Genomic DNA, 20,580 nt, shown 5'->3' with positions numbered 1-20,580 from the left:
AAAAAACACGATTTGGTTAACCAAATCGTGTTTTTATTAATAAAATTTTAAATTTCTATTTTGTTGTTGGAGCTGCCTGTGTAGTTGGAGCTACATTTAGAGGAGCAGCCTGTGCAGGTGCCGGCTCTGTTTTAGGTCCCGGTACAACATCCACTAGCTCTACTTCAAAAATTAAAGGAGCATATGGAGGAATAGCACCGCCACCACCACGCTCGCCGTATCCTAATTGAGAAGGAACGATGAAAGTAGCTTTACCACCTTTATTTAATAACTGCAATCCTTCTGTCCAACCCTGAATTACCGGATCATGACCAATACGGAAACGGATAGGCTCGTATTGACGCATTGCATTGTGAAGTTTGTTCTTTTTAGCCGCTTCAGCATTGTTTGTATCAAATACTTTTCCTGAAGTCAGAGATCCTGTGTAGTTTACAACTACAGTATCACCTATAGCAGGTTTAACACCTTTACCCTGATCTTTGATAACGTACTGAAGACCGGAAGCAGATTTCTTAGGCTCTAATTTGTTAGATTTGATGTATCCGGCAATTTTGCTTTCTTCAGATTTTTTCAAACCTTCTAATTCACCTTCAAAATATTTGTTGATTTGTGCATAAAGAGCAGAATCAGTCAGGTTACCTTTTTTGAAATGCTTTCTGACTTTGATTGTAAAGGTTACAAATTTATCTGCGAATTCAACTTTAGGCTGGCTCATTTTAGCTGCCATAGTATCTACATTCAGACGGAATACTGCGCTATCACCTTCACCTAAGAATTTGAACATAGAGTTGTAATCTCCTTTGTAAAGACCCGGGATACTATCTGGTGCAATATTTACGATTTGCGGTAAACCTAATTCGTACGTACTGTTTAATACAGAGTCTCTGTCTGAAGTAATGACCATATCTACAGATAACAAATCACCTGCTTTGGCTTTGTCGCCACCGTTGTCTTTTACTATTTTGTATTCAAGACCGCCGTCCCCTTTTTTAAAGTTTTGGCAAGCAGTTGATAATAATGCAACTGCTGATAATAATAGAATTGATTTCTTCATTTCTGTTTATTCACTATAGTTATTTTATTAATATTTCGTTGTATTCCGATAATATGGATTTAAACTTATGGACTACACTTTGCAAATCCCCTTCGGAACTTCCGCCTGCCGCATTAAAGTGGCCACCTCCGTTGAAGTGTTTTCTTGCGATCTCATTGCAAGGCACATCACCGATTGAACGCAAAGATAATTTTATTAATTCAGTTCTGTCAATAATTAATGCAGCTAAACGAATTCCTTTTACAGAAAGCGCATAATTAACTAATCCTTCTGTATCACCGGTAGTCACCTGGAACTGCTCAAGATCTTGCTTTGACACCGCAAAAAGAGCTGTATTATACTCATGAATGACTTCTAAACGGTTCAGTAAGCAATGTCCGAGAAACTTTAATCTGTTTTCAGTAGAACTGTTATAAATCTGTTCGTGTATCTCCCAGTTGCGGGCTCCGGAGCGGATCAGTTTGGAAATGATCTCATGTACCTGTTCTGTAGTAGATCTGAATCGGAAAGAACCCGTATCTGTCATGATCCCTGCATAAAGACAGGTTGCAATCGCAGGAGTAATTTCGGAAACTTCATCAACACAACCTTCAATAAAGGTATAGATTAATTGGGCTGTCGCAGCAGCCTGAGGATCCCATAAACGGTAATCATCAAATCCTTCAGGATCTAAATGATGATCGATCATGTATTTTTTTGCTGTAGATGCACGAAGTACGCCTTCCATAACATTGGTACGTGAAAGGGCATTGTAATCCAAACAAAAGATAAGAGAAGCTTCATCTATAAGAGATTGACACAATTCCGTCTGATCGGGGTATATTAATACCTCATCCCTACCGGGTAACCAGTCCAAAAATGTAGGGAAGTCAGATGATACAATTATATGGACATCATGATTTTGGCTTTTTAACCAATGGTATAATCCTAATGAAGAGCCTAATGCATCTCCGTCTGGTTTATGATGGGTCGTGATAATTATTTTATCTGATTTGGATAGTATTTCCTTATTCTCGTTTCGTGTCAGCATAGCCAATTTAAGATTGCAAACCTACTATAAAAAATTAGTATTTGGAACTATTTTTTGAATGATTTATTTGATTTTAACCTTTTTTAATAAATGAATTTAAAATAATGGAAATCAAATTATTAAAAAGGAAAAGCGTACAACTTATGATCCCGTTTTGTACAGAGTAAAAAGTTGCCACCGGCATAGTTAATCTTGCCAAAATAAAAGTTTGGTAAAGCCTCCAAAGGAAATCCTTCCATCAGATTTCCGTTTTCATTAAAAAGGCCAATCAGATAGTTATTCCGGGAGCCTATACCCAATGTAAACCTATCCTTTTCCAGAGGGAAAAATAAAGGCCTTTCCTCAATATCTCTGGTAAATGTGTATTGGAAATACATTGTGGTATCTGTGGTACTGTATACCGTCAGCTTATTCTTATCAATGATAATAACATCAGCCTTACTATCGGCAGTGACATTTTTTATGTCTGCGTAGTATTCGGATGACCAGTCACCTATTTTTCTGCTTTTAGCATCTCCGTTCAGACTGAATGTCACTAAACTACCACCCGCATCTGTTGTCATTACCAGCAAATCATTACCATCAGCACTTGGGGTGACGTGTATAGGATTCCGGAAAGAAGATCCGGTTGGATTCTGTACCTTTTTAATCGTTTCTCCATTTTTTCCTATAAAGTACACCGAACCCGTTTTAGTGGATGTAATGAGGTAATCTGTGTTTTTGAATTGTATAGTTTTGATATCAAATAATAGCTCTCCGTCCAGATCTACATTTTTCCAGTTGGGTAAGCTTTTTCCTTCCAGGTCATAAGCCAGAATGGTGTTTCCTGCAGGAATAAGTAGCATATTATTGTCAAAACTTGCTACTGAAGGTCCGTCATTTGCCTGTTGAGGAATGCCAAGCGAAAACCCTTTGTATACTTTGCCGGAGGTGTCAAATCTGTAAAGTCTGCGGTTGTCAGTTACCAGGACAACAGACCGGTCAGGAAGCTGAATAGGAGAGCCTATTACACGCCCTGATAAGACTGCTGACCACAGTTTTGTCCCTTTAGGGTGAATAGCATGTATGGTGTGGTTTTGTTCTTGTGCCAGAATCATCTTGCTGGTGTCTGAGTGTTCAAATACCCAGGGTTGCCCGATCAGCTTTCCATCAAACTGATAAGTCCAGTCCGGAGTTCCACCCAGGGCATTTTTACTTTTATAAATACCATAAATACTGGATTGAAAGCTTCCGTTGTTGCCCCCGAGTTGTATGGACCAGGAATAGAAGTCCTGAAATCCAAAATTCTCTTTTTCTCTGTAATTCTTTAGATAGGAAGAGGCGAGGGAATTAGCTATAATACCGCTTGCATTTTTACTATGCAGAAAAAAGGTAACATTAGCTTTGTTTCCCTGAAGCTTTTCAAAATTTTTGAAGCCAAGCGTTCCCGTAAGCAAGCGTTGTGCATTCCATGATCGCAGATATTCCTGCAGATTGGATTGGCTATTGGCAAAGACAAGTGTACGTTTATCAATGATGGTAAAGTAAGGCCGTTGAAATTGTTTAAAAGCGTCTCCGAAAACAAAATACAACGTATTGGAAAAATCTAACTGATAAATGGAATCTCCCAACTCCTTGCTCAGCCTCGAAATAGTCTTGCTGAAAGATACGGAATCTGCAATCTGAACAAATCCCAGCAGATCCCCATTGTCAAGTTCCGCCGTTGCAAAATCTGTTCCCCAGATCTTTCGCATATCCTTAGCGTAGGTCAGTTTCGTGTTGCTTTCTATATTCCGGATATGATGGTTGTATTTTTTTACATCATCTTTCTTTTCAAAAAACTTCATAAGTTTTTGACCAAAGGAAGCGGTATCACTAATCGAATATTCGATATAAGTAGCCGTGTTTGCCGGAAAATAGTTGTATAGTGTCTGGTCTGTTTTCGATTGGCTTGCGAATACAGCGAGATAGCTAGAGTCATTGGTTATTTCACTTTCTCCGACAAGCATGAGGGCATCATTCTTATAGTTGATGTTCCAGGCTGATTCCCCTCTCAGATCAGCAAACATATTCACATAGAATCCTGATTTACGATTTGTCAGTTGTTTTGCGATAGGATTGATCTGTCTGTGGTCAAAATACACACTCATTGGTGAGTTTTTAGAATTGTGTTTGATGAAAAAGTCAATCTGGTGTTGATCCATTTTGACGACCTTGTCATCCAATATGGTCGTTATCAGTTTCTTTGAATAACTTGCAAATACAATCTGATGATCATATGCTACATACAATATGGTATCCTTTTTCCCTTCATCAAAAGCATAAATGGTCTTACCAAGTGTGTCTTGTTTATTTACCCGAAATTGTTTGCTGAGTCCGCTGAACAGGGCGGATAATTCTTCTTTTTTCAGATCTGCAGAGAAGGGAATAATAAAGACAGGTTTAATTTCTTTATCTTCAGGATGCAGAGAAATATAAATCTCTTCATTCAGCGTATAGGGTTGTATAGAGGCACTTCTTAATAAGACGTTTTTTAATTTACGGATTTCATCGGTTTCTTTCTTTCCCAGCAGCGCATCAAAGATTTCAAAATCCTTGAAAATATTATCCGTAGTTTCATCATTTTTGAAAGAGCTGATCAGATAGGTTTCCTTCGGTAAAAATTTGAGAGGTTTTACAGCGTCTTTATGATCCTGATTCAAATCTGAAAAGTAATATATAGACGCTCCGATGACAGCGATGAAGAGCAAGACAGTAACAATAATCGTATTTCTCATGACTAAACAAACCTACTAAAAAAACATCCAAATAGAAACTTTTATGCGTTTACGGGGCTCTCTTCCTTTTATTTCCATAAAAAAATCAACATTGTGGAGTATATTTTATACTTTTATAAACGTAATACTGAGCATAAAAATATTGACTTAAACTCATGAACAAACAAATTATTCTCACAGCGTCCTTTTTTGGATTAATTGCTGTGGCATTGGGGGCTTTTGGTGCGCATGGATTAGAGGGGAAAATCAGTGAATATCATATCGGTACATGGAAAACCGCAAACCAGTATCATTTCTACCATACCTTTGCGCTCTTATTCCTTTCCACATTTTCCAGAGCTAAAAATACATCTATACGCGTTGCTTTCTTCGCATTTACAATTGGTATTTTACTTTTTTCCGGCTCTTTGTATATATTGAGTGTACGTGAGATAACAGGTTTTGGAAACCCACGGATCTTAGGTCCCATTACACCATTAGGAGGACTCAGTTATATGATAGGATGGGTTGGTCTCTTTGTGGCAGCTCTGAAAAACAGATCATAAACCTTTTTAATAATAAATATCAAGCCCCCGAAAGCATTTCCTTTCGGGGGCTTTTTTGTATTTTTGCAATATGTCTATGGACCCATCTTTATTTTCAGCTGTACGCAATACTTGTTTTGTGAATGTTATTCTGCCTTTGGCTATTTCCAAGACATACACTTATCGTATTCCGCATGAGTGGAGTGACAAGATCGCTGTAGGTATGCGTGTCATTGTACAATTTGGAAAGAATAAAATCTATTCTGCCATAGTGAAGGAAGTTACTGACATGGCTCCTGAACGCTATGAAGCAAAATATGTCTTAGATATTTTAGATCAGCAGCCTATTGTAGATGCTGCCCAACTCAAGCTTTGGGAATGGATGGCTTCTTACTATATGTGTACACTGGGGGAAGTGATGCAGGCTGCTCTTCCGGCAGCGCTGAAACTGGCCAGTGAAACTAAAATCATCGCTTCAGATCAGGAAGGATTGGATAAAAGCCAACTTTCGGACAAAGAGTATATGATCATGGAAGCGCTGGAGATTGCCGGAGAATTACGGGTGAGCGATATTGTCAAATTATTAGGGCAGAAAACGGTATTCCCTATTCTCAAACAACTTTTCGATAATGGTTTCCTCATGATTTCCGAAGAAATCTCCGAACGGTACAAACCAAAGAAGAAGAACTATCTTATTCTGAATGCAGAATACACAGATACAGAAGGAAAGCGTGAACTGTTGGATTCGCTGAACAGAGCTCCGAAACAACAGGATGCAGTGTTGGCCTATCTTCAATTATCCAAGACCGTTTCAGAGATTACACGTCAGGCCATTATGGAAGCTGTAGGCTGCGGACCTGCAAGTATTACGGCACTTATTGATAAGGGGGTCTTTCTGGTGAAAGAGAAAGTTGTCAGCCGTTTCGAAGGAGAAGATATTGAACTCACAGCTTCCTTCACCTTTAATGAAGTACAACAGGAAGCCTTTGATCAGATCAATAAATTATTCCATAATAAAGATGTAGTGCTCCTGCATGGAGTAACAGCTTCCGGTAAGACACAGATCTACATACGTATGATTGAGCAGGCAATTGCAGAGGGTAAGAGTGCACTTTATTTGTTACCCGAAATTGCCCTCACCGCTCAGATAACTGAACGTCTTAAGTTGTATTTCGGCGATCAATTAGGTGTTTATCATTCCAAATTCAATGATAATGAAAGAGCGGAAGTCTGGCATAAAGTATTGAAGAATGAATATAAAGTTGTTATAGGTGCCCGTTCTTCCTTATTTCTCCCTTTTCATGAGCTCGGAATAGTAATTATAGATGAAGAGCATGAGAGCTCTTACAAACAATATGATCCGGCTCCCAGATATCATGCCCGTGATACGGCGATATACTTAGGTTATATTCATCAGGCTAAAATACTTCTCGGGTCAGCTACACCGTCTATCGAAAGTTATTACAATGCAAAAGCCGGAAAATACGGATTGGTTCAGCTCCTGAAACGATATGGTACTGCACAGCTGCCGGAAATAAAAATTGTGAATATCTCCGAAGAAAAGCGGAAAGATAATATGCACTCTTATTTCAGTGGTATTCTGCTGAAGGAGATTGCAGAAACTATAGAACGTAAAGAACAGGTTATACTTTTTCAGAATAGAAGAGGGCATACACCGATTATTCAGTGTAATACATGCGGATATGTAGCTAAATGTGTCAACTGTGATGTCAGTCTGACCTATCACAAGACCACAAATAGAATGCATTGCCATTATTGCGGACATCACGAAGCCCCTCCACAGATCTGTCCTGCCTGTGGTACCACACACATGGAGAGCCGCGGATTCGGTACCGAACGTATCGAAGAAGAACTCGAACTGTTGATGCCTGATGCACGTATCGGAAGGCTGGATCTCGATTCAACAAAAGGGAAGCATGGATTTGATAAGATCATAACGGCTTTTGATGAACATGAATATGATATTCTGATAGGAACTCAAATGATTGCAAAAGGTCTGGACTTTGGAAAAGTAAGTCTTATCGGAATTATTAATGCAGACACAATTATAAATTTCCCGGATTTCAGAGCCTATGAACGCGCATTTTCACTGTTTTCACAGGTGTCCGGAAGAGCTGGCCGGAGAGACTCAATAGGTAAAGTAATTATCCAGACCTATACCCCCAATCATCGTGTGATAGAGCAGGTCGTAGCGCACGACTACGATGCTATGTTTTTGGAAGAAGCAACAGAACGAAAAAATTATCAATACCCCCCGTTTTACAGGTTGATTAAGATTGATGTCAAACATCCGGATATTCAAAAGTGTTTTGATGCAGCAAGGGATCTTGCGTCGGGATTGAGAAGTACGCTGGGTAGCAGAGTCATTGGTCCGGAGCCACCTCTTGTAAGCCGGGTGCGTAATTATTTCATTCAGACAATCACGTTAAAGATCGAACGTAATAATGTCAGTATAGCTAAAGTGAAGGAACTCATGCAACAAGCTATTCTGAGTTTTGAACTGGACAAATCTCATACAGGAGTTCGCATACAGATAGATGTGGATCCTTCCTGATTTGGTATTCCTTTGAGTGCAAACATTTTGCATTTAAATAGCTTAAATATGCGTTTTTAACGGTATTTTTGGACAGCAATGGCGTACAAATTCGTAGATAATTACAGAGAGAGAGGAGCAAGGAAACAACTTGTCAAGCATTTAGAAAAACGAGGGATCGAGGATAAGCAGGTATTGAAGGCAATAGGTAAAGTACCCCGGCATTTTTTCTTTGATGAGACATTTTGGAATCAGGCTTACCGGGATATTGCTTTTCCTATAGGTGACGGCCAGACTATTTCCCAACCTTATACTGTCGCATATCAATCCGAATTGCTCCACGTGAAAAAAGGAGATAAAGTACTGGAAATCGGTACAGGATCTGGTTACCAAACCTGTATTTTGATGGAATTGGGAGCCGATGTATACACCATAGAACGTCAGGAAAGCCTTTACAACCGTACTATACAAGTGCTGCCTTATATGGGATACAATCCAAAATTCTTTTTGGGAGATGGATCAAAAGGTATTCCAGGTAATGCTCCCTATGATAAGATAATTGTGACTGCAGGAGCGCCTTTCGTTCCTGAGATAATGCTGAAGCAACTGAAGATCGGAGGAGTTTTTGTGATTCCTGTAGGGGATGAGAAAGCCCAGAAAATGGTGACTATTCTTCGGGTTGGAGAGAATGATTTTGAACGAATAGAATTAGATACATTTAGATTTGTTCCTTTAGTAGGAGATCAGGCTTGGTAAATTCCAGGCTTTTTTTATAACTTGACGCCTTATGGATATATCGATTTACTCCACATATGCAAATGCTGTGGAGCAGACAAAAGTCGCAATACAGATTTTAGACAAAAAGATTAATAACAATAGTTTTGGCCGTCTGGCCGTCATTCTGGGGGGAGGAGGGCTTCTTTTCTGGAGCTTTCAGCAGAAGCAGATTTGGTTGGTGTCCCTTTTGTTTGCCCTTATTATTATCTTATTTGCCTTTCTTATCCGAAGACAAAGTCGCCTGGAGAAAGAACGGGATAATCTCAAAGCTTTTCTTCGGGTGAATGAGAATGAAATCCTGCTTCGAGAACAACGCCAAAACTGTTATTCAGAAGGTCAGGACTTTGAAGATGGTCGGCATCCCTATCTTTCGGATCTGGATATATTTGGCCGGTATTCCCTGTTTACATTGGTTAATCGTGCTGCTACTAAGCTGGGAATACAACAGCTGGCGCAATGGCTCTCATCTCCGGCAAATAGAGAGACCATACAGCAACGCCAGGAAGCTGTTAAAGAACTGTCCGCCGAACTCAATTGGTGTCAGCAACTGCAGACTACACTTATCTTTAATCTGGATCAGCAAATTGAAGTTAAAGCTTTTCTTCGTAAGTATTTTCAAAGCGGCGACTTCTCCTTTGGTAATGCCTTTATGCGAATCTATGTAGCAGTAGTGCCTTTTGTCATGCTTGCAGGTATTATCCTGGCATTAGCAGGAGTCAAAGTTATTGGCTATGTATTTGTTCTTGCATTGATACATATTTTCTGGACATTAGCTATGGCTGGCAGGGTATCGGTATTCTCCAGCAAGATTGATAAAGTAGGAGGGATACTAAATGCATACGCTGACGGAATACGATTGGTAGAAGATCGTCAGTGGTCATCCACACTTACGAAGACACTACAGAAGCAGGTGTCAGTAGAGGGGAATAAAGGAAAATTATCTGCTGCATTTAAAGAGTTGGGAGGATTGATCAATAAGCTGGATGCACGCAATAATATTCTTGTAGGAACGGTTCTTAACATGTTCCTGTTGTGGGATTTCAGACAGGTGATGGCTATTGTTAAATGGAAATCCAGATATGAAGAGAATATTCTGGAAGCTTTTGATGTTATAGCCGAATTTGAAGCGTTACTGAGTTTTGCTACACTAAAAAGGAACTATCCGGACTGGACTTTCCCGGTGATTCTGGAAGATACAAAGCAGAGTAAAATCACAAGTCAGGCCATTAATCATCCTCTGATTAATGAAGCCTATGCTGTTGCCAACAATTATGATGCAAATGAGCATAGTATAGCCCTTGTGACAGGATCCAATATGGCTGGCAAAAGTACGTTCCTGCGAACAGTAGGTATCAATGCTGTACTGGCATATGCAGGTGCTCCAGTATGTGCAACCTCTCTTCAGCTTCCTATTTATAAGCTGATTACGTATATGCGGATCAAAGATAACCTTAATGAAAGTACCTCCACATTTAAGGCTGAACTAGACCGGATGAAATATATCCTGGATACAGTCGGACATGAAAAGGACAGCTTCTTCCTCATTGATGAGATGCTGAGAGGAACTAATTCTGTAGATAAATACCTCGGATCACGTGCTATCATTAAAAAATTGATCACAATGGAAGGAAAAGGTATGGTCGCTACGCATGATCTGCAATTATCTACATTGGAAGCCGAGTATCCCGGTATAGTCCGGAATTATCATTTTGATATTCAGGTAAAGGAAGGAGAAATGCTATTCGACTACAAACTGAAAGATGGAGAGTGTAAGGTATTTAATGCCTCCATGTTGCTGAAAGGCATAGGAGTAGAGATCGAAAACTAAATAATTTTAATCTATTTTTATATTCACAAGAACTAATACATGACTTTAGAAGAACGCATAAATTTAGCAGAGACGCGTGTTTGTACAACTGTTTTTCCATTTCTTACCAATCATCATGACACACTCTTTGGAGGAAAGGCAATGGCCATCATGGATGAAGTTTCTTTTATGGCGGCTACTCGTTTTTGCCGTAAAACCCTGGTAACCGTTTCAACAGATAGAATCGATTTTACAAAAGCTATTCCTTCAGGAAGTATTATTGAAGCAATTGCACGCATCGATAGCATAGGGAGGACTAGTCTGAAGGTGAAGGTAGAAATCTATCTCGAAGATATGTATAAAGAGGGACGGGAACTGGCTATCAGTGGGTTATTTACATTCGTCGCCCTGGATGAAGCTAAAAAACCAGTGCCTGTTCTGCAAGGTATCGCTATTGAGGCTTAAATTTAATTTTATATTATTCATTTCGAATTACAGGAGCTAGTTTATCTAGCTCTTCTGCTGTAAAAAGCCTGTAGTGAACTTTGAATGTCTTACCTAAAGGTGTCTCGAGCGAAAATCCACCAGGCCCAAAACCATCCAGTACATCTAAAGTGAAATGTGAATATTGCCAGTATTCAAAGAGATCCCGATCGATCCAGAATTCATACCCTTCCACCAGACCTATCATAGCATCGTTCATACGTGGGAAAAATCCCCCTTTTTCAAAACACTGAGGCTGTGTTCCCTCGCAACATCCTCCGGCCTGATAGAACATCAGATCCCCATGTTGAGCAGCAAGCTGTTGGATCAGTGCTTTTGCTTTATCCGTTACATCTATTCGATTTGTCATTGCTAAAGAGTTTTGTAAAGGGAATAAAAGAGGGATGAGGTTTTTTACATCCCTCTTTATGATTTAACCTGCAATATCTAATACGATTCGTCCGTCTATTTTTCCGGCTTTCATCTGATCAAATACATTATTGATATCTTCTAACTTTGCTGCTGTTACAGTAGCCTTGACCAAGCCCTCATTTGCAAAGTCCAATGCCTCCTGCAAATCTTTCCGGGTACCTACGATAGATCCTCTGACGGTAATACGTTTCAGTACAGTTTCAAAGATAGGTAACTCAAATGATCCGGGAGGAAGGCCGTTAAGAGCAATCGTACCTTTACGGTGCAAAACATCTATCCCTTGCTTGAATGCAATAGGGGATACAGCTGTAATAAGGGCACCATGTACTCCTCCGATTTCTTTCTGGATATATTGACCCGGATCTGTAGTTTTTGCATTTACTGTAATATCAGCACCCAGCTTTTTAGCCAGATCCAGCTTGTCATCCGCAACATCTATTGCAGCGACATGCATACCCATTGCTTTAGCATATTGTACAGCGACATGTCCCAGACCACCGATTCCGGATATTGCAACCCATTCTCCGGGTTTTGTTTCTGTTTCTTTCAATCCCTTATATACCGTTACTCCGGCGCATAAGATAGGCGCAATTTCCAGAAAGTTGACATTGGATTTTAAATGGCCTACATATCGGGCATCAGCAATAACATATTCTGCAAAACCTCCGTCAACACTATATCCTCCGTTTTGCTGAGCTTCACATAAAGTTTCCCATCCTGTAATACAAAAGTCACAGCAACCGCAGGCACTATACAACCACGGCACACCTACCGCATCTCCTTCTTTTACATTTTGCACGTCCGGACCGGTAGCCACGACATATCCTACTCCTTCATGTCCCGGGATCAACGGCATTTTGGATTTTACAGGCCAGTCCCCCTCGATGGCGTGAAGATCTGTATGGCAGACACCACATGCCACTACTTTGACCAATATCTGATTGCGCCCCGGCTGTTTCACCGGAACCTCTTCTATACTCAACGGCTGGCCGTATCCTCTGGCCATTGCCGCTTTCATGGTTTTTGGAATCATAATTTTTTATTATCAGATAAATAAAAAAGAGCCTAATGTTAAAAGCTTTCTAAAAAAATCCCAGCTTCTCCTTGCTGTATGAGATTAACATATTCTTTGTCTGTCTGTAGTGTCCCAGCATCATTTTGTGGTTTTCGCGACCTACACCAGATTGTTTGTAACCTCCGAAGGGAGCTCCTGCAGGGTAACTGTGATATTGATTGACCCATACCCGTCCTGCCTGGATCGCTCTTGGTATCTGGTACAGTTGATGTGCATCACGTGTCCATACACCCGCACCCAGTCCATATATCGTGTCGTTTGCTATAGCAATAGCTTCAGCCTCATCTTTAAAGGTGGTAACAGCCAGTACAGGGCCAAAGATTTCCTCCTGGAAAATACGCATCTTATTATGGCCTTTGAATAGCGTAGGTTTGATATAATAACCATTTTCCAGATCTCCACCCAGATGGTTGATATCTCCTCCGGTCAATACTTCAGCTCCCTCTTCTTTACCAAGTTTGATATACGATACGATTTTATCCTTTTGTATCTGAGAAGCCTGTGCACCCATCATTACTGTTGGATCCAGCGGATTACCGACCTTGATTTTATTGACACGGTCAATTACTTTTTCGATAAATCTGTCGTAAATGTCTTCCTGAATAAGCAGACGGGAAGGACAGGTACAGATTTCACCCTGATTGAGCGCAAACAGAACAGCACCTTCAATGGCTTTATCCAGAAACGCATCGTCTTCATCCATAACCGAGCTAAAGAAAATATTAGGAGATTTACCACCTAGTTCTAATGTTACAGGAATAATGTTTTCAGTAGCGTATTGCATAACCAGACGTCCTGTTGCTGTAGAACCGGTGAAAGCCGCTTTAGAGACTTTTGGATTAGTCACAAGAGCACGTCCCAGTTCAGATCCGAATCCATTTACAATATTAACGACTCCGGCTGGCAACAAATCTCCGATAAGTTCTAACAGCACCAGGATAGAGATGGGAGTACTTTCGGCAGGTTTCAGTACCACACAATTGCCGGCGGCCAATGCTGGTGCCAGTTTCCATACGGCCATCAGAATAGGGAAGTTCCAGGGGATGATCTGAGCAACCACACCGATTGGCTCATGTACAATCAGCGATACTGTGTTGACGTCCAGTTCCGATAACGAACCTTCTTCAGCACGGATTACCCCTGCAAAATATCTGAAATGATCAATAGCGAGAGGAATGTCCGCATTTAGAGTTTCCCGAACAGCCTTGCCATTATCAACTGTTTCAACAGCGGCAATGTAATTCAGGTTTTCTTCTATTCGATCCGCAATTTTATTAAGAATAATACTTCGCTCAGTAGAAGAAGTTTTGCCCCATGATTCGAATGCCTTTGCTGCGGCATCTACCGCCAGCTCCAGATCATCTTTAGTTGAATGAGCGGCTTGTGTAAAAACTTTACCATCTAAGGGAGAGATTACATCAAAGTATTTGCCCTGAACAGGAGCGGTAAATTTTCCGTTAATGTAGTTGTCATAGCGTTCTTTGAACGCAGGTCTTTCTATTACACTCATATTGATTATGATTTTAAATAAATACTTATACTTGGCTATTTTCAAATATATAAATATGATATTCAGTGTTTTAGCATTATGCTATCATTCTTTAGCACTATACTATCATCTGAAAACAGTGTGGTATAAAGGGAAAGTTTTAATGAAAGAGGAAGGGGACGAGACTCCTTATTAAAATGACATCATCGGGATACCAGAGTTTTGTTTTGAGCGTTATTTTAATTAACTTGTTATTCTTGTATTATAAATCTTACAGGCATGAAACATCTTCTCAATCATCTGCCATTTACGGATAAAAAAGAAATTACTACTCTGGTTGAAAACAGACGTGCATTCACTTTAAACAATTTTGAGCTGAATGTATACGAGACTTATCAGGAGAGTAAGCTTGTGCCTCTTAAATTTAATGATCTGGTCATTATCAATATGCTGAAAGGTAAAAAAGTGATGCATCTTTTTGATCGTCCCCATTTTGATTATCTCCCTGGCGAAACGATTGTAGTGCCCCCCTCACTGTCTATGAAAATTGATTTTCCCGAAGCTAAGGAAAATGATCCTACCCAATGTACAGCTCTGGCTGTCGGACATCAGAAGATCCAGGAAACAATTAACTATCTGAACGAATATTTTCCAAGGCAACACGGGGAGCAGGAGTGGAGGTTTCATTACGACCAATATCACTTTTATAATAATGCCGAGCTTGCTTACCTGACTAATAAACTTTTTGATATCTCGTTGAGTAAGGAGTTGCACAAAGATGTATTAGCTGATCTGACACTCAAAGAGCTTCTCATCCGCATTATGCAGACCCAGAATCTGTTGGTTGTAGAAGGTCCTGTCCTTTCTTCCAACAACCGGCTTCAGGCAGTAACAGAATTTATTCAGCATAATATTCACGAAAATATTACGGTAGAAGACCTGAGCAAAAAAGCGAATATGAGTAAGCCCAGTTTTTACAGAACCTTTAAAGAGGAGACAGGTATAAGTCCGATGGAATACGTCATTCGGGAACGTATAAAAAATGCAAAAAAAGTACTGCAAAGTTCAAAAAGTATTAAAGAAGCCTGCTATGCTAGCGGCTTCAGTAATATCAATTATTTTGTGCGTATGTTTAAAAAACAAGAAGGAGTTACTCCTGGAGTTTTTCTAACAATGTCGTAACTTCTTATCTTTTCATCGCCCGGTCAAGCTCCCGTTTCGCATCTCTGTCCTTGATCGTGTCGCGTTTATCAAAGTCCTTTTTACCCTGTGCCAGTGCTATTTCCACTTTAGCAAATCCTCTTTCATTTACGAAAATACGTAATGGAACGATAGTAAATCCTTTCTCATCGCCTTTCGCTCTGAGCTTTTTGAGTTCTCTCTTAGTAAGTAACAGCTGACGATCACGCTTTGCTTCGTGATTGTAGAATGATCCATGAGAGTATTCCGCAATATGCATATTGCGGATGTATAAGCCCTTTTCGAAAAAAGCGCAGAAACTGTCATTAATATTTGCCTTCCCTTCACGTATAGATTTAATTTCTGTACCCAGGAGTTGAAGTCCGGCTATATATTTATCTAATAGATGATATTCGAAAGATGCTCTTTTATTTTTGATATTTATATTTGCTGCTAATGTCATTTTATTTTGTATATTGCTTATTAATTGCTTTACAAAGGTAATCAATTACGGCCTAACCGTTTCGAGACCTGACGAGATTATTTTATGTACGTAGTGTTAAAATAAAATTAAATTTATGATATTTACATGTCAAAAAATTGTAGTTACAAACAAGGAATGCTGGATTTAGTTTCGTATGTTTGCACGAGTTTTTGAGTTCCTTCTGGGAGCTCCGTTCTTTTTAATTTATTGATAATGAAGGTCTTAAAGAGGGAAATGTCATTATTATTTGAGGTTTTTGTTTCAAATAAAGCGTTTTATTTGTTGAACATTTGTCCGAAATGGTAAATTATCAAAGAAAAAAATAGGAATTATATTGATTTTACTAAAATAGAAAAAGCCTTTTATTCGCATGAGCAAAGGAAAGTTAAGCGAGAGAATTTCGCATTTTAATATTGTCGAAGAGCTGAAGTCGAAAGGTCTGTATGCTTATTTTAGACCTATCCAGTCGAAACAAGATACAGAGGTGATGATTGACGGCAAAAGGGTGCTGATGTTTGGCTCCAATTCATATCTGGGATTGACAATTGATCCGCGCATTATAGAGGCGGCTCAAGACGCTCTTTCAAAATATGGAACAGGTTGTGCCGGATCTCGCTTTTTGAATGGAACGCTGGATATTCACATTGAATTGGAACATAAATTGTCTCAATTAGTGGGTAAAGAAGCCTCCATCCTTTTCAGTACAGGATTTCAATCCAATCTGGGACCTATCTCATGTCTGATGGGACGTAATGATTATATTTTACTGGATGAGAGAGACCATGCGTCTATCATTGACGGTAGCCGTTTGTCTTTTTCCAAAGTTATAAAATACGGTCATAATGATATGGACGACCTTCGGGCCAAATTATCACGTCTTCCTTCGGAAAGTGCTAAACTTATCGTCACTGACGGTATTTTCAGTATGGAAGGTGACATTGTCAACCTGCCTGAAATGGTTAAAATTGCTGATGAGTTCGATGCAGCTTTGATGGTAGATGATGCACATAGTCTGGGGGTAATCGGAGAACATGGTGCAGGTACTGCTTCTCACTTCGGATTGACAGATAAAGTTGATCTGATTATGGGAACATTCAGTAAGTCGCTGGCTTCTCTTGGTGGTTTTGTAGCCGGTGATGCAGATGTTATCGATTACTTAAAACACAATGCACGTTCTGTCATGTTCAGTGCAAGTATGACTCCGGCTTCTGTGGCCTCAACGTTAAAAGCGTTGGAGATTATGATCAGTGAGCCTGAGCATATGGAAAACCTTTGGAAAAATACAAATTACGCAAAACAATTATTATTAGACAGCGGTTTTGATCTTGGTGATACGGAAAGCCCTATATTACCGATATTTATTCGTAACAATGAGAAAACATTCTGGGTGACTAAAATGTTGCAGGATGATGGCGTTTTTGTCAATCCTGTAGTATCTCCGGCAGTTCCTTCAGAAGAATCTTTAATCAGATTCTCACTGATGGCTACACATACTTTCGATCAGATCGATGAGGCCGTGGAGAAAATGGTTCGCGTTTTTAAACAAGCAGAAATTGAATCTTTAATCTAATCTCCTATGATTCAGATTATTCCCGTTGAAACAAAGAAACAAAGACGGATCTTTATTGATTTTCCGCATGACCTTCATGCGGAAGATCCAAATTATGTCCCTGAGATCTTTTTAGGTCAGGCGGACTTACTCACCCCCGGCAAACATCCTTTTTACAAGCATTCACAGGTTCAACCATTTTTGGCATATCGCGATAATAAGCTGGTAGGCCGTATAGCCGGGATCTGGAATGTACGTAACAATGAGTTTAACAAAGTAAACGAAGGTGCATTTGGTTTTTTTGATTGTATCAATGATCAGGAAGTCGCGGACAAATTGTTTGGTGCCGTTATTGCCTGGGTGAAAGAAAAAGGTGGTGATCATATTGCCGGACCATTTAATCCTTCAACAAATGACGTCTGTGGTTTATTAGTTGAGGGTTTTGACCGTCCACCGATGGCCATGATGCCTTATAATCCTTCTTACTACATTGATCTGATTGAAAAAGCCGGACTCTCCAAGCGTGTAGATCTTCTGGCATATTACATTAATACAGCAGAAGCAGATCAGCGATCAGTACTCTTGCTGGATAAGTTGGAAGAACGTTTGAAACGGTCAGGTATTATTCTGCGTCAGATTAATCTGAAAGATTTTAAAAACGAATCAAGTAAAATCAGGGAGGTTTATAACAAAGCCTGGGATCAGAATATGGGATTTGTACCTATGACTGATGATGAGTTTGATTATGTGGCAAAAGATCTGAAAATGATCGTTGATCCAAGATTTGCATTAGTAGCAGAGAAGGGGGATGAACTTGTAGGATTTGCTGTGGGAATTCCTAATATCAATGAAATTCAGATCAAGATCAAACGAGGAAGATTACTTCCTACCGGTATCTTCAAGCTCCTTTTCGGAAAAAGTAAGCTTAAAACTCTTCGCGTACTGATGTTAGGGGTTTTAGATGATTACAGAAAAATGGGTATCGAAGCCTGTCTGTATGGTCGTATTATTAAAAATGCATCACCTGCAGGCATCAAAGGAGCAGAATGTTCCTGGATGTTAGAGCATAATTACATGATGAATCATGCCATTGAGCAAATCAATGGTAAATTATATAAGCGTTATCGTTTTTACGAGAAAGCGATATGAAAGAAAAAGTCCTAATAACCGGGGCTAGCGGATTTGTCGGGTTTCACTTAGTTGAAGCAGCCAAATCCGCCGGCCTTGAGGTTCATGCGGCAGTACGTAAATCCAGTGCCGTTTCCCAAATCGAGCATGCTGTTGACAAATTCGTTTATCCGGATTATGAAGATACAGATGGATTAGTTGCCTTGTTAGAAGAGCATCAATACCAATATGTGATTCATGCAGCAGCAATGACAAGAGCTAAAAAGGAAGAAGACCTGATCCGGGTCAATAAACAATATACACTAAACTTATTCTCTGCTGTTTTCAAAGCCGCTATTCCTTTAAAAAGAGCTACCTTTGTAAGCAGTCTGGCTGCGGTAGGGCCTATTTCTATCGAACAAGGTCTCCTTTCAGAACTATCTCCGTATCATCCTGTGACTGCATATGGACGCAGTAAACGAGAATCGGAAAAGGCCGTAAAAGATCAATTCGGAGATAAACCGTTGACGATTATCCGACCTACAGCAGTTTACGGACCCCGGGAAAAGGATATATATGTACTTTTCAAAACGTTGAACAGTGGAGTAGATGCTTATATCGGACGATCTCCTCAGCAACTCAGTTTTATCTACGTGAAGGATTTGGTACAAGCGATTCTTCAATCTTGTTTTGCAACACACGCTCAGTTTAAAATATATAACATAACGGACGGTCAGGCTTATGATCGTTATGAAATGGCTAATATTTTTAATAATGTACTGCAAAAGAAAACCTTTAGGATTCATCTTCCTAATGGAGTCGTCGGATTAGTGGCACGATTATTTGAGTGGGCATATAAACGTTCTGCAAAAATACCAGTCTTATATCCGGAGCGATTAAATGAGCTTACGGCTGCAAACTGGGCCTGTGATATTACGGCAGCACGAAGAGAACTGCGATTTGATCCGCAATTTGATTTGAAAAAGGGATTAGAAGAAACATTATTGTGGTATAAGGAGCATAAGTGGTTATAATTTGAGGTTGTATGAGTGAATTGAAAATAAATAAAAAATTGTTTCAGGATCGTAAACGAACTAATATTCTGAGCAATCCTGAACAAAAGTTGATTACCTATTTAGTACCCAAAATACCTTCCTGGATTTCTTCTGATATGCTGACAGGTATAGGGACGTTTGGATCAGCACTCATCTTACTTGCTTTTATTTTAGCCAAACATATTGCTGTCGAATATTTACTGTTAGGAATTCTGGGGTTTATGATTAACTGGCTTGGCGATTCACTGGATGGACGTCTTGCATTTTACCGTAACAAATCCCGCAGATGGTATGGCTTTTCTCTAGATATTATAATGGATTGGATCAGTACGGTCATGATCGGGTTCGGATATATTATATATGCAACCGGTGTTTTTGAGGTGATCGGCTATATTTTGGTTGCTTGTTATGGCTGGAGTATGATTATATCTCAGTTGAGATATAAGGTTACTGATAAATATACAATAGATGCCGGATTTGTAGGACCAACAGAGATTCGTGTTATTATTAGCATGGTGCTGGTGCTGGAAGTTGTATTTCCAGGGGTAATTAATTATCTGGTTGCAGCTATTTGTGCGATTCTGGTGTTTATTAATTTCAGAGATACCGGATTGTTGTTAAAGATGGGTGATGTGAGAGACATGGAAGAGAGAGCAGCCAAAGAACAACAGGAACGATTGAAAAAGGTAGATTAAGCCCTTCCCCTGAAAATGAAACAAAAAATAGGAGCTTTTATTAAAGCACAGGCATCAGCTTTTATCGGTGGAGCATTCGATTATGGCGTCATGGTTTTTTGTAAAGAAGTCATCGGGATTGATGTCAAGAATGCCATTCGTATATCCGGAAGTCTTGGAGCAGTTGTCAATTTCACTTTAAACCGATATTGGGCATTCAAAAAGAGCGACAGTCCTGTCGGTAACCAAATCTGGAAATTTATTTTGGTAGTATTAGGTAGTATCTTTCTTAAATCTGAAGGTACTCCTTTAGTTTCTAATTTACTCCATATTGATTATAAGATCGGAAGATTAGCTGTAGAGCTGATCGTTTCTTTGGGATTTAACTATCCTTTGCAAAGATTCTGGGTTTTTAAATAAATGCAGTATTAAGACATAATTATACAGAGAAGAGCGGGATTAGTCCCGCTCTTCTTTGTTATAACGCATTTTATACTTCAAGTTATCAGTTAGTTAAGATTATTATGGAAAAAAGCTTTGAAAAAGGTTTG

Annotated in this window: 18 protein-coding genes; 11 read left to right on the top strand and 7 right to left on the bottom strand. The window is 39.6% G+C overall.

What is annotated here, in order from left to right:
• Positions 1–55: 55 nt before the first annotated feature.
• From B4B65_RS16315 to B4B65_RS16305, 3 genes are all read right to left on the bottom strand, one after another.
• On the bottom strand, positions 56–1,054 hold the full coding sequence (locus B4B65_RS16315) for an FKBP-type peptidyl-prolyl cis-trans isomerase (protein WP_293916959.1): 999 nt from the start codon (positions 1,052–1,054) through the stop codon (positions 56–58).
• A 19-nt stretch (positions 1,055–1,073) separates the two neighbouring features.
• The gene (locus B4B65_RS16310) at positions 1,074–2,084 is read right to left on the bottom strand and encodes a DHH family phosphoesterase (RefSeq protein WP_293916957.1); all 1,011 of its coding nucleotides are present in this window, start codon (positions 2,082–2,084) and stop codon (positions 1,074–1,076) included.
• A 119-nt stretch (positions 2,085–2,203) separates the two neighbouring features.
• Complete coding sequence (locus B4B65_RS16305) at positions 2,204–4,840, bottom strand: hypothetical protein (protein ID WP_293916955.1); 2,637 nt, start codon at positions 4,838–4,840, stop codon at positions 2,204–2,206.
• Positions 4,841–4,995: 155 nt separating this feature from the next.
• Between B4B65_RS16305 and B4B65_RS16300 the strand changes: the two genes are divergently transcribed.
• The 5 genes from B4B65_RS16300 to B4B65_RS16280 all read left to right on the top strand — a co-directional run bounded on the left by B4B65_RS16300 (position 4,996) and on the right by B4B65_RS16280 (position 10,967).
• Positions 4,996–5,385 (top strand): DUF423 domain-containing protein, encoded by a 390-nt coding sequence (locus B4B65_RS16300; protein WP_201680557.1) that lies wholly within the window; start codon positions 4,996–4,998, stop codon positions 5,383–5,385.
• Positions 5,386–5,461: 76 nt separating this feature from the next.
• On the top strand, positions 5,462–7,939 hold the full coding sequence (gene priA / locus B4B65_RS16295) for a replication restart helicase PriA (RefSeq protein WP_293916953.1): 2,478 nt from the start codon (positions 5,462–5,464) through the stop codon (positions 7,937–7,939).
• A gap of 78 nt (positions 7,940–8,017) precedes the next feature.
• On the top strand, positions 8,018–8,674 hold the full coding sequence (locus tag B4B65_RS16290) for a protein-L-isoaspartate(D-aspartate) O-methyltransferase (RefSeq protein ID WP_003000393.1): 657 nt from the start codon (positions 8,018–8,020) through the stop codon (positions 8,672–8,674).
• A gap of 31 nt (positions 8,675–8,705) precedes the next feature.
• Complete coding sequence (locus B4B65_RS16285; protein WP_293916950.1) at positions 8,706–10,523, top strand: MutS-related protein; 1,818 nt, start codon at positions 8,706–8,708, stop codon at positions 10,521–10,523.
• 39 nt (positions 10,524–10,562) lie between these two features.
• A complete protein-coding gene (locus tag B4B65_RS16280) occupies positions 10,563–10,967 on the top strand; it encodes an acyl-CoA thioesterase (RefSeq protein WP_201680554.1) in 405 nt (134 codons plus the stop codon).
• Between the two features lie 13 nt (positions 10,968–10,980).
• On the opposite strand, the gene B4B65_RS16275 is transcribed toward B4B65_RS16280, so the two are convergent.
• From B4B65_RS16275 to B4B65_RS16265, 3 genes are all read right to left on the bottom strand, one after another.
• Positions 10,981–11,355, bottom strand: a complete 375-nt coding sequence (locus B4B65_RS16275; protein ID WP_201680553.1) for a DUF779 domain-containing protein — start codon at positions 11,353–11,355, stop codon at positions 10,981–10,983.
• A gap of 63 nt (positions 11,356–11,418) precedes the next feature.
• On the bottom strand, positions 11,419–12,450 hold the full coding sequence (gene adhP / locus B4B65_RS16270) for an alcohol dehydrogenase AdhP (RefSeq protein ID WP_293916947.1): 1,032 nt from the start codon (positions 12,448–12,450) through the stop codon (positions 11,419–11,421).
• Between the two features lie 49 nt (positions 12,451–12,499).
• A complete protein-coding gene (locus tag B4B65_RS16265) occupies positions 12,500–14,002 on the bottom strand; it encodes an aldehyde dehydrogenase family protein (RefSeq protein WP_293916946.1) in 1,503 nt (500 codons plus the stop codon).
• 258 nt (positions 14,003–14,260) lie between these two features.
• On the opposite strand from B4B65_RS16265, the gene B4B65_RS16260 reads away from it, so the two are divergent.
• Positions 14,261–15,163 carry an AraC family transcriptional regulator gene (locus tag B4B65_RS16260; RefSeq protein ID WP_293916943.1) on the top strand — a complete coding sequence of 301 codons (903 nt, stop codon included), beginning with the start codon at positions 14,261–14,263 and terminating at the stop codon, positions 15,161–15,163.
• 4 nt (positions 15,164–15,167) lie between these two features.
• On the opposite strand, the gene smpB is transcribed toward B4B65_RS16260, so the two are convergent.
• Entirely contained in the window at positions 15,168–15,623 is a 456-nt protein-coding gene (smpB, locus tag B4B65_RS16255; protein WP_201680549.1) for an SsrA-binding protein SmpB, read from the bottom strand.
• A gap of 391 nt (positions 15,624–16,014) precedes the next feature.
• Here smpB and spt point away from each other — a divergent pair, with 391 nt between their 5' ends.
• From spt to B4B65_RS16230, 5 genes are read left to right on the top strand one after another with little or no spacing between them, the layout of a single operon-like run.
• Positions 16,015–17,214: a serine palmitoyltransferase gene (gene spt, locus B4B65_RS16250; RefSeq protein WP_201680548.1), complete on the top strand. Its 1,200-nt coding sequence runs from the start codon at positions 16,015–16,017 to the stop codon at positions 17,212–17,214.
• Between the two features lie 6 nt (positions 17,215–17,220).
• Positions 17,221–18,342, top strand: coding sequence for a hypothetical protein (locus B4B65_RS16245; RefSeq protein WP_201680547.1), 1,122 nt, complete (start codon positions 17,221–17,223; stop codon positions 18,340–18,342).
• Entirely contained in the window at positions 18,339–19,334 is a 996-nt protein-coding gene (locus tag B4B65_RS16240; protein WP_293916939.1) for an NAD-dependent epimerase/dehydratase family protein, read from the top strand. The genes B4B65_RS16245 and B4B65_RS16240 overlap by 4 nt, the downstream gene beginning before the upstream one ends.
• Positions 19,335–19,345: 11 nt before the next feature.
• On the top strand, positions 19,346–20,050 hold the full coding sequence (locus B4B65_RS16235; RefSeq protein ID WP_201680545.1) for a CDP-alcohol phosphatidyltransferase family protein: 705 nt from the start codon (positions 19,346–19,348) through the stop codon (positions 20,048–20,050).
• Between the two features lie 15 nt (positions 20,051–20,065).
• Positions 20,066–20,449 (top strand): GtrA family protein, encoded by a 384-nt coding sequence (locus tag B4B65_RS16230; protein ID WP_201680544.1) that lies wholly within the window; start codon positions 20,066–20,068, stop codon positions 20,447–20,449.
• Positions 20,450–20,580 lie beyond the last annotated feature (131 nt).

Origin of the sequence: Sphingobacterium sp. UBA5789, assembly GCF_002418355.1 — a bacterium.
In the GTDB taxonomy this organism is placed as follows: domain Bacteria; phylum Bacteroidota; class Bacteroidia; order Sphingobacteriales; family Sphingobacteriaceae; genus Sphingobacterium.
Note: the sequence above shows the minus strand (reverse complement) of the source record. Positions and strands in the feature narration are given on the sequence as shown.

What these genes read in the sequence shown, in the direction of transcription:
- B4B65_RS16265 (WP_293916946.1), bottom strand. Translation starts at nt 14,002, where the DNA reads ATGAGTGTAATAGAAAGACCTGCGTTCAAAGAACGCTATGACAACTAC.
- B4B65_RS16280 (WP_201680554.1), top strand. Translation starts at nt 10,563, where the DNA reads ATGACTTTAGAAGAACGCATAAATTTAGCAGAGACGCGTGTTTGTACA.
- adhP (WP_293916947.1), bottom strand. Translation starts at nt 12,450, where the DNA reads ATGATTCCAAAAACCATGAAAGCGGCAATGGCCAGAGGATACGGCCAG.
- B4B65_RS16240 (WP_293916939.1), top strand. Translation starts at nt 18,339, where the DNA reads ATGAAAGAAAAAGTCCTAATAACCGGGGCTAGCGGATTTGTCGGGTTT.
- spt (WP_201680548.1), top strand. Translation starts at nt 16,015, where the DNA reads ATGAGCAAAGGAAAGTTAAGCGAGAGAATTTCGCATTTTAATATTGTC.
- B4B65_RS16235 (WP_201680545.1), top strand. Translation starts at nt 19,346, where the DNA reads ATGAGTGAATTGAAAATAAATAAAAAATTGTTTCAGGATCGTAAACGA.
- smpB (WP_201680549.1), bottom strand. Translation starts at nt 15,623, where the DNA reads ATGACATTAGCAGCAAATATAAATATCAAAAATAAAAGAGCATCTTTC.
- B4B65_RS16300 (WP_201680557.1), top strand. Translation starts at nt 4,996, where the DNA reads ATGAACAAACAAATTATTCTCACAGCGTCCTTTTTTGGATTAATTGCT.
- B4B65_RS16245 (WP_201680547.1), top strand. Translation starts at nt 17,221, where the DNA reads ATGATTCAGATTATTCCCGTTGAAACAAAGAAACAAAGACGGATCTTT.
- B4B65_RS16315 (WP_293916959.1), bottom strand. Translation starts at nt 1,054, where the DNA reads ATGAAGAAATCAATTCTATTATTATCAGCAGTTGCATTATTATCAACT.
- B4B65_RS16230 (WP_201680544.1), top strand. Translation starts at nt 20,066, where the DNA reads ATGAAACAAAAAATAGGAGCTTTTATTAAAGCACAGGCATCAGCTTTT.
- B4B65_RS16305 (WP_293916955.1), bottom strand. Translation starts at nt 4,840, where the DNA reads ATGAGAAATACGATTATTGTTACTGTCTTGCTCTTCATCGCTGTCATC.
- B4B65_RS16310 (WP_293916957.1), bottom strand. Translation starts at nt 2,084, where the DNA reads ATGCTGACACGAAACGAGAATAAGGAAATACTATCCAAATCAGATAAA.
- priA (WP_293916953.1), top strand. Translation starts at nt 5,462, where the DNA reads ATGGACCCATCTTTATTTTCAGCTGTACGCAATACTTGTTTTGTGAAT.
- B4B65_RS16260 (WP_293916943.1), top strand. Translation starts at nt 14,261, where the DNA reads ATGAAACATCTTCTCAATCATCTGCCATTTACGGATAAAAAAGAAATT.
- B4B65_RS16290 (WP_003000393.1), top strand. Translation starts at nt 8,018, where the DNA reads ATGGCGTACAAATTCGTAGATAATTACAGAGAGAGAGGAGCAAGGAAA.
- B4B65_RS16285 (WP_293916950.1), top strand. Translation starts at nt 8,706, where the DNA reads ATGGATATATCGATTTACTCCACATATGCAAATGCTGTGGAGCAGACA.
- B4B65_RS16275 (WP_201680553.1), bottom strand. Translation starts at nt 11,355, where the DNA reads ATGACAAATCGAATAGATGTAACGGATAAAGCAAAAGCACTGATCCAA.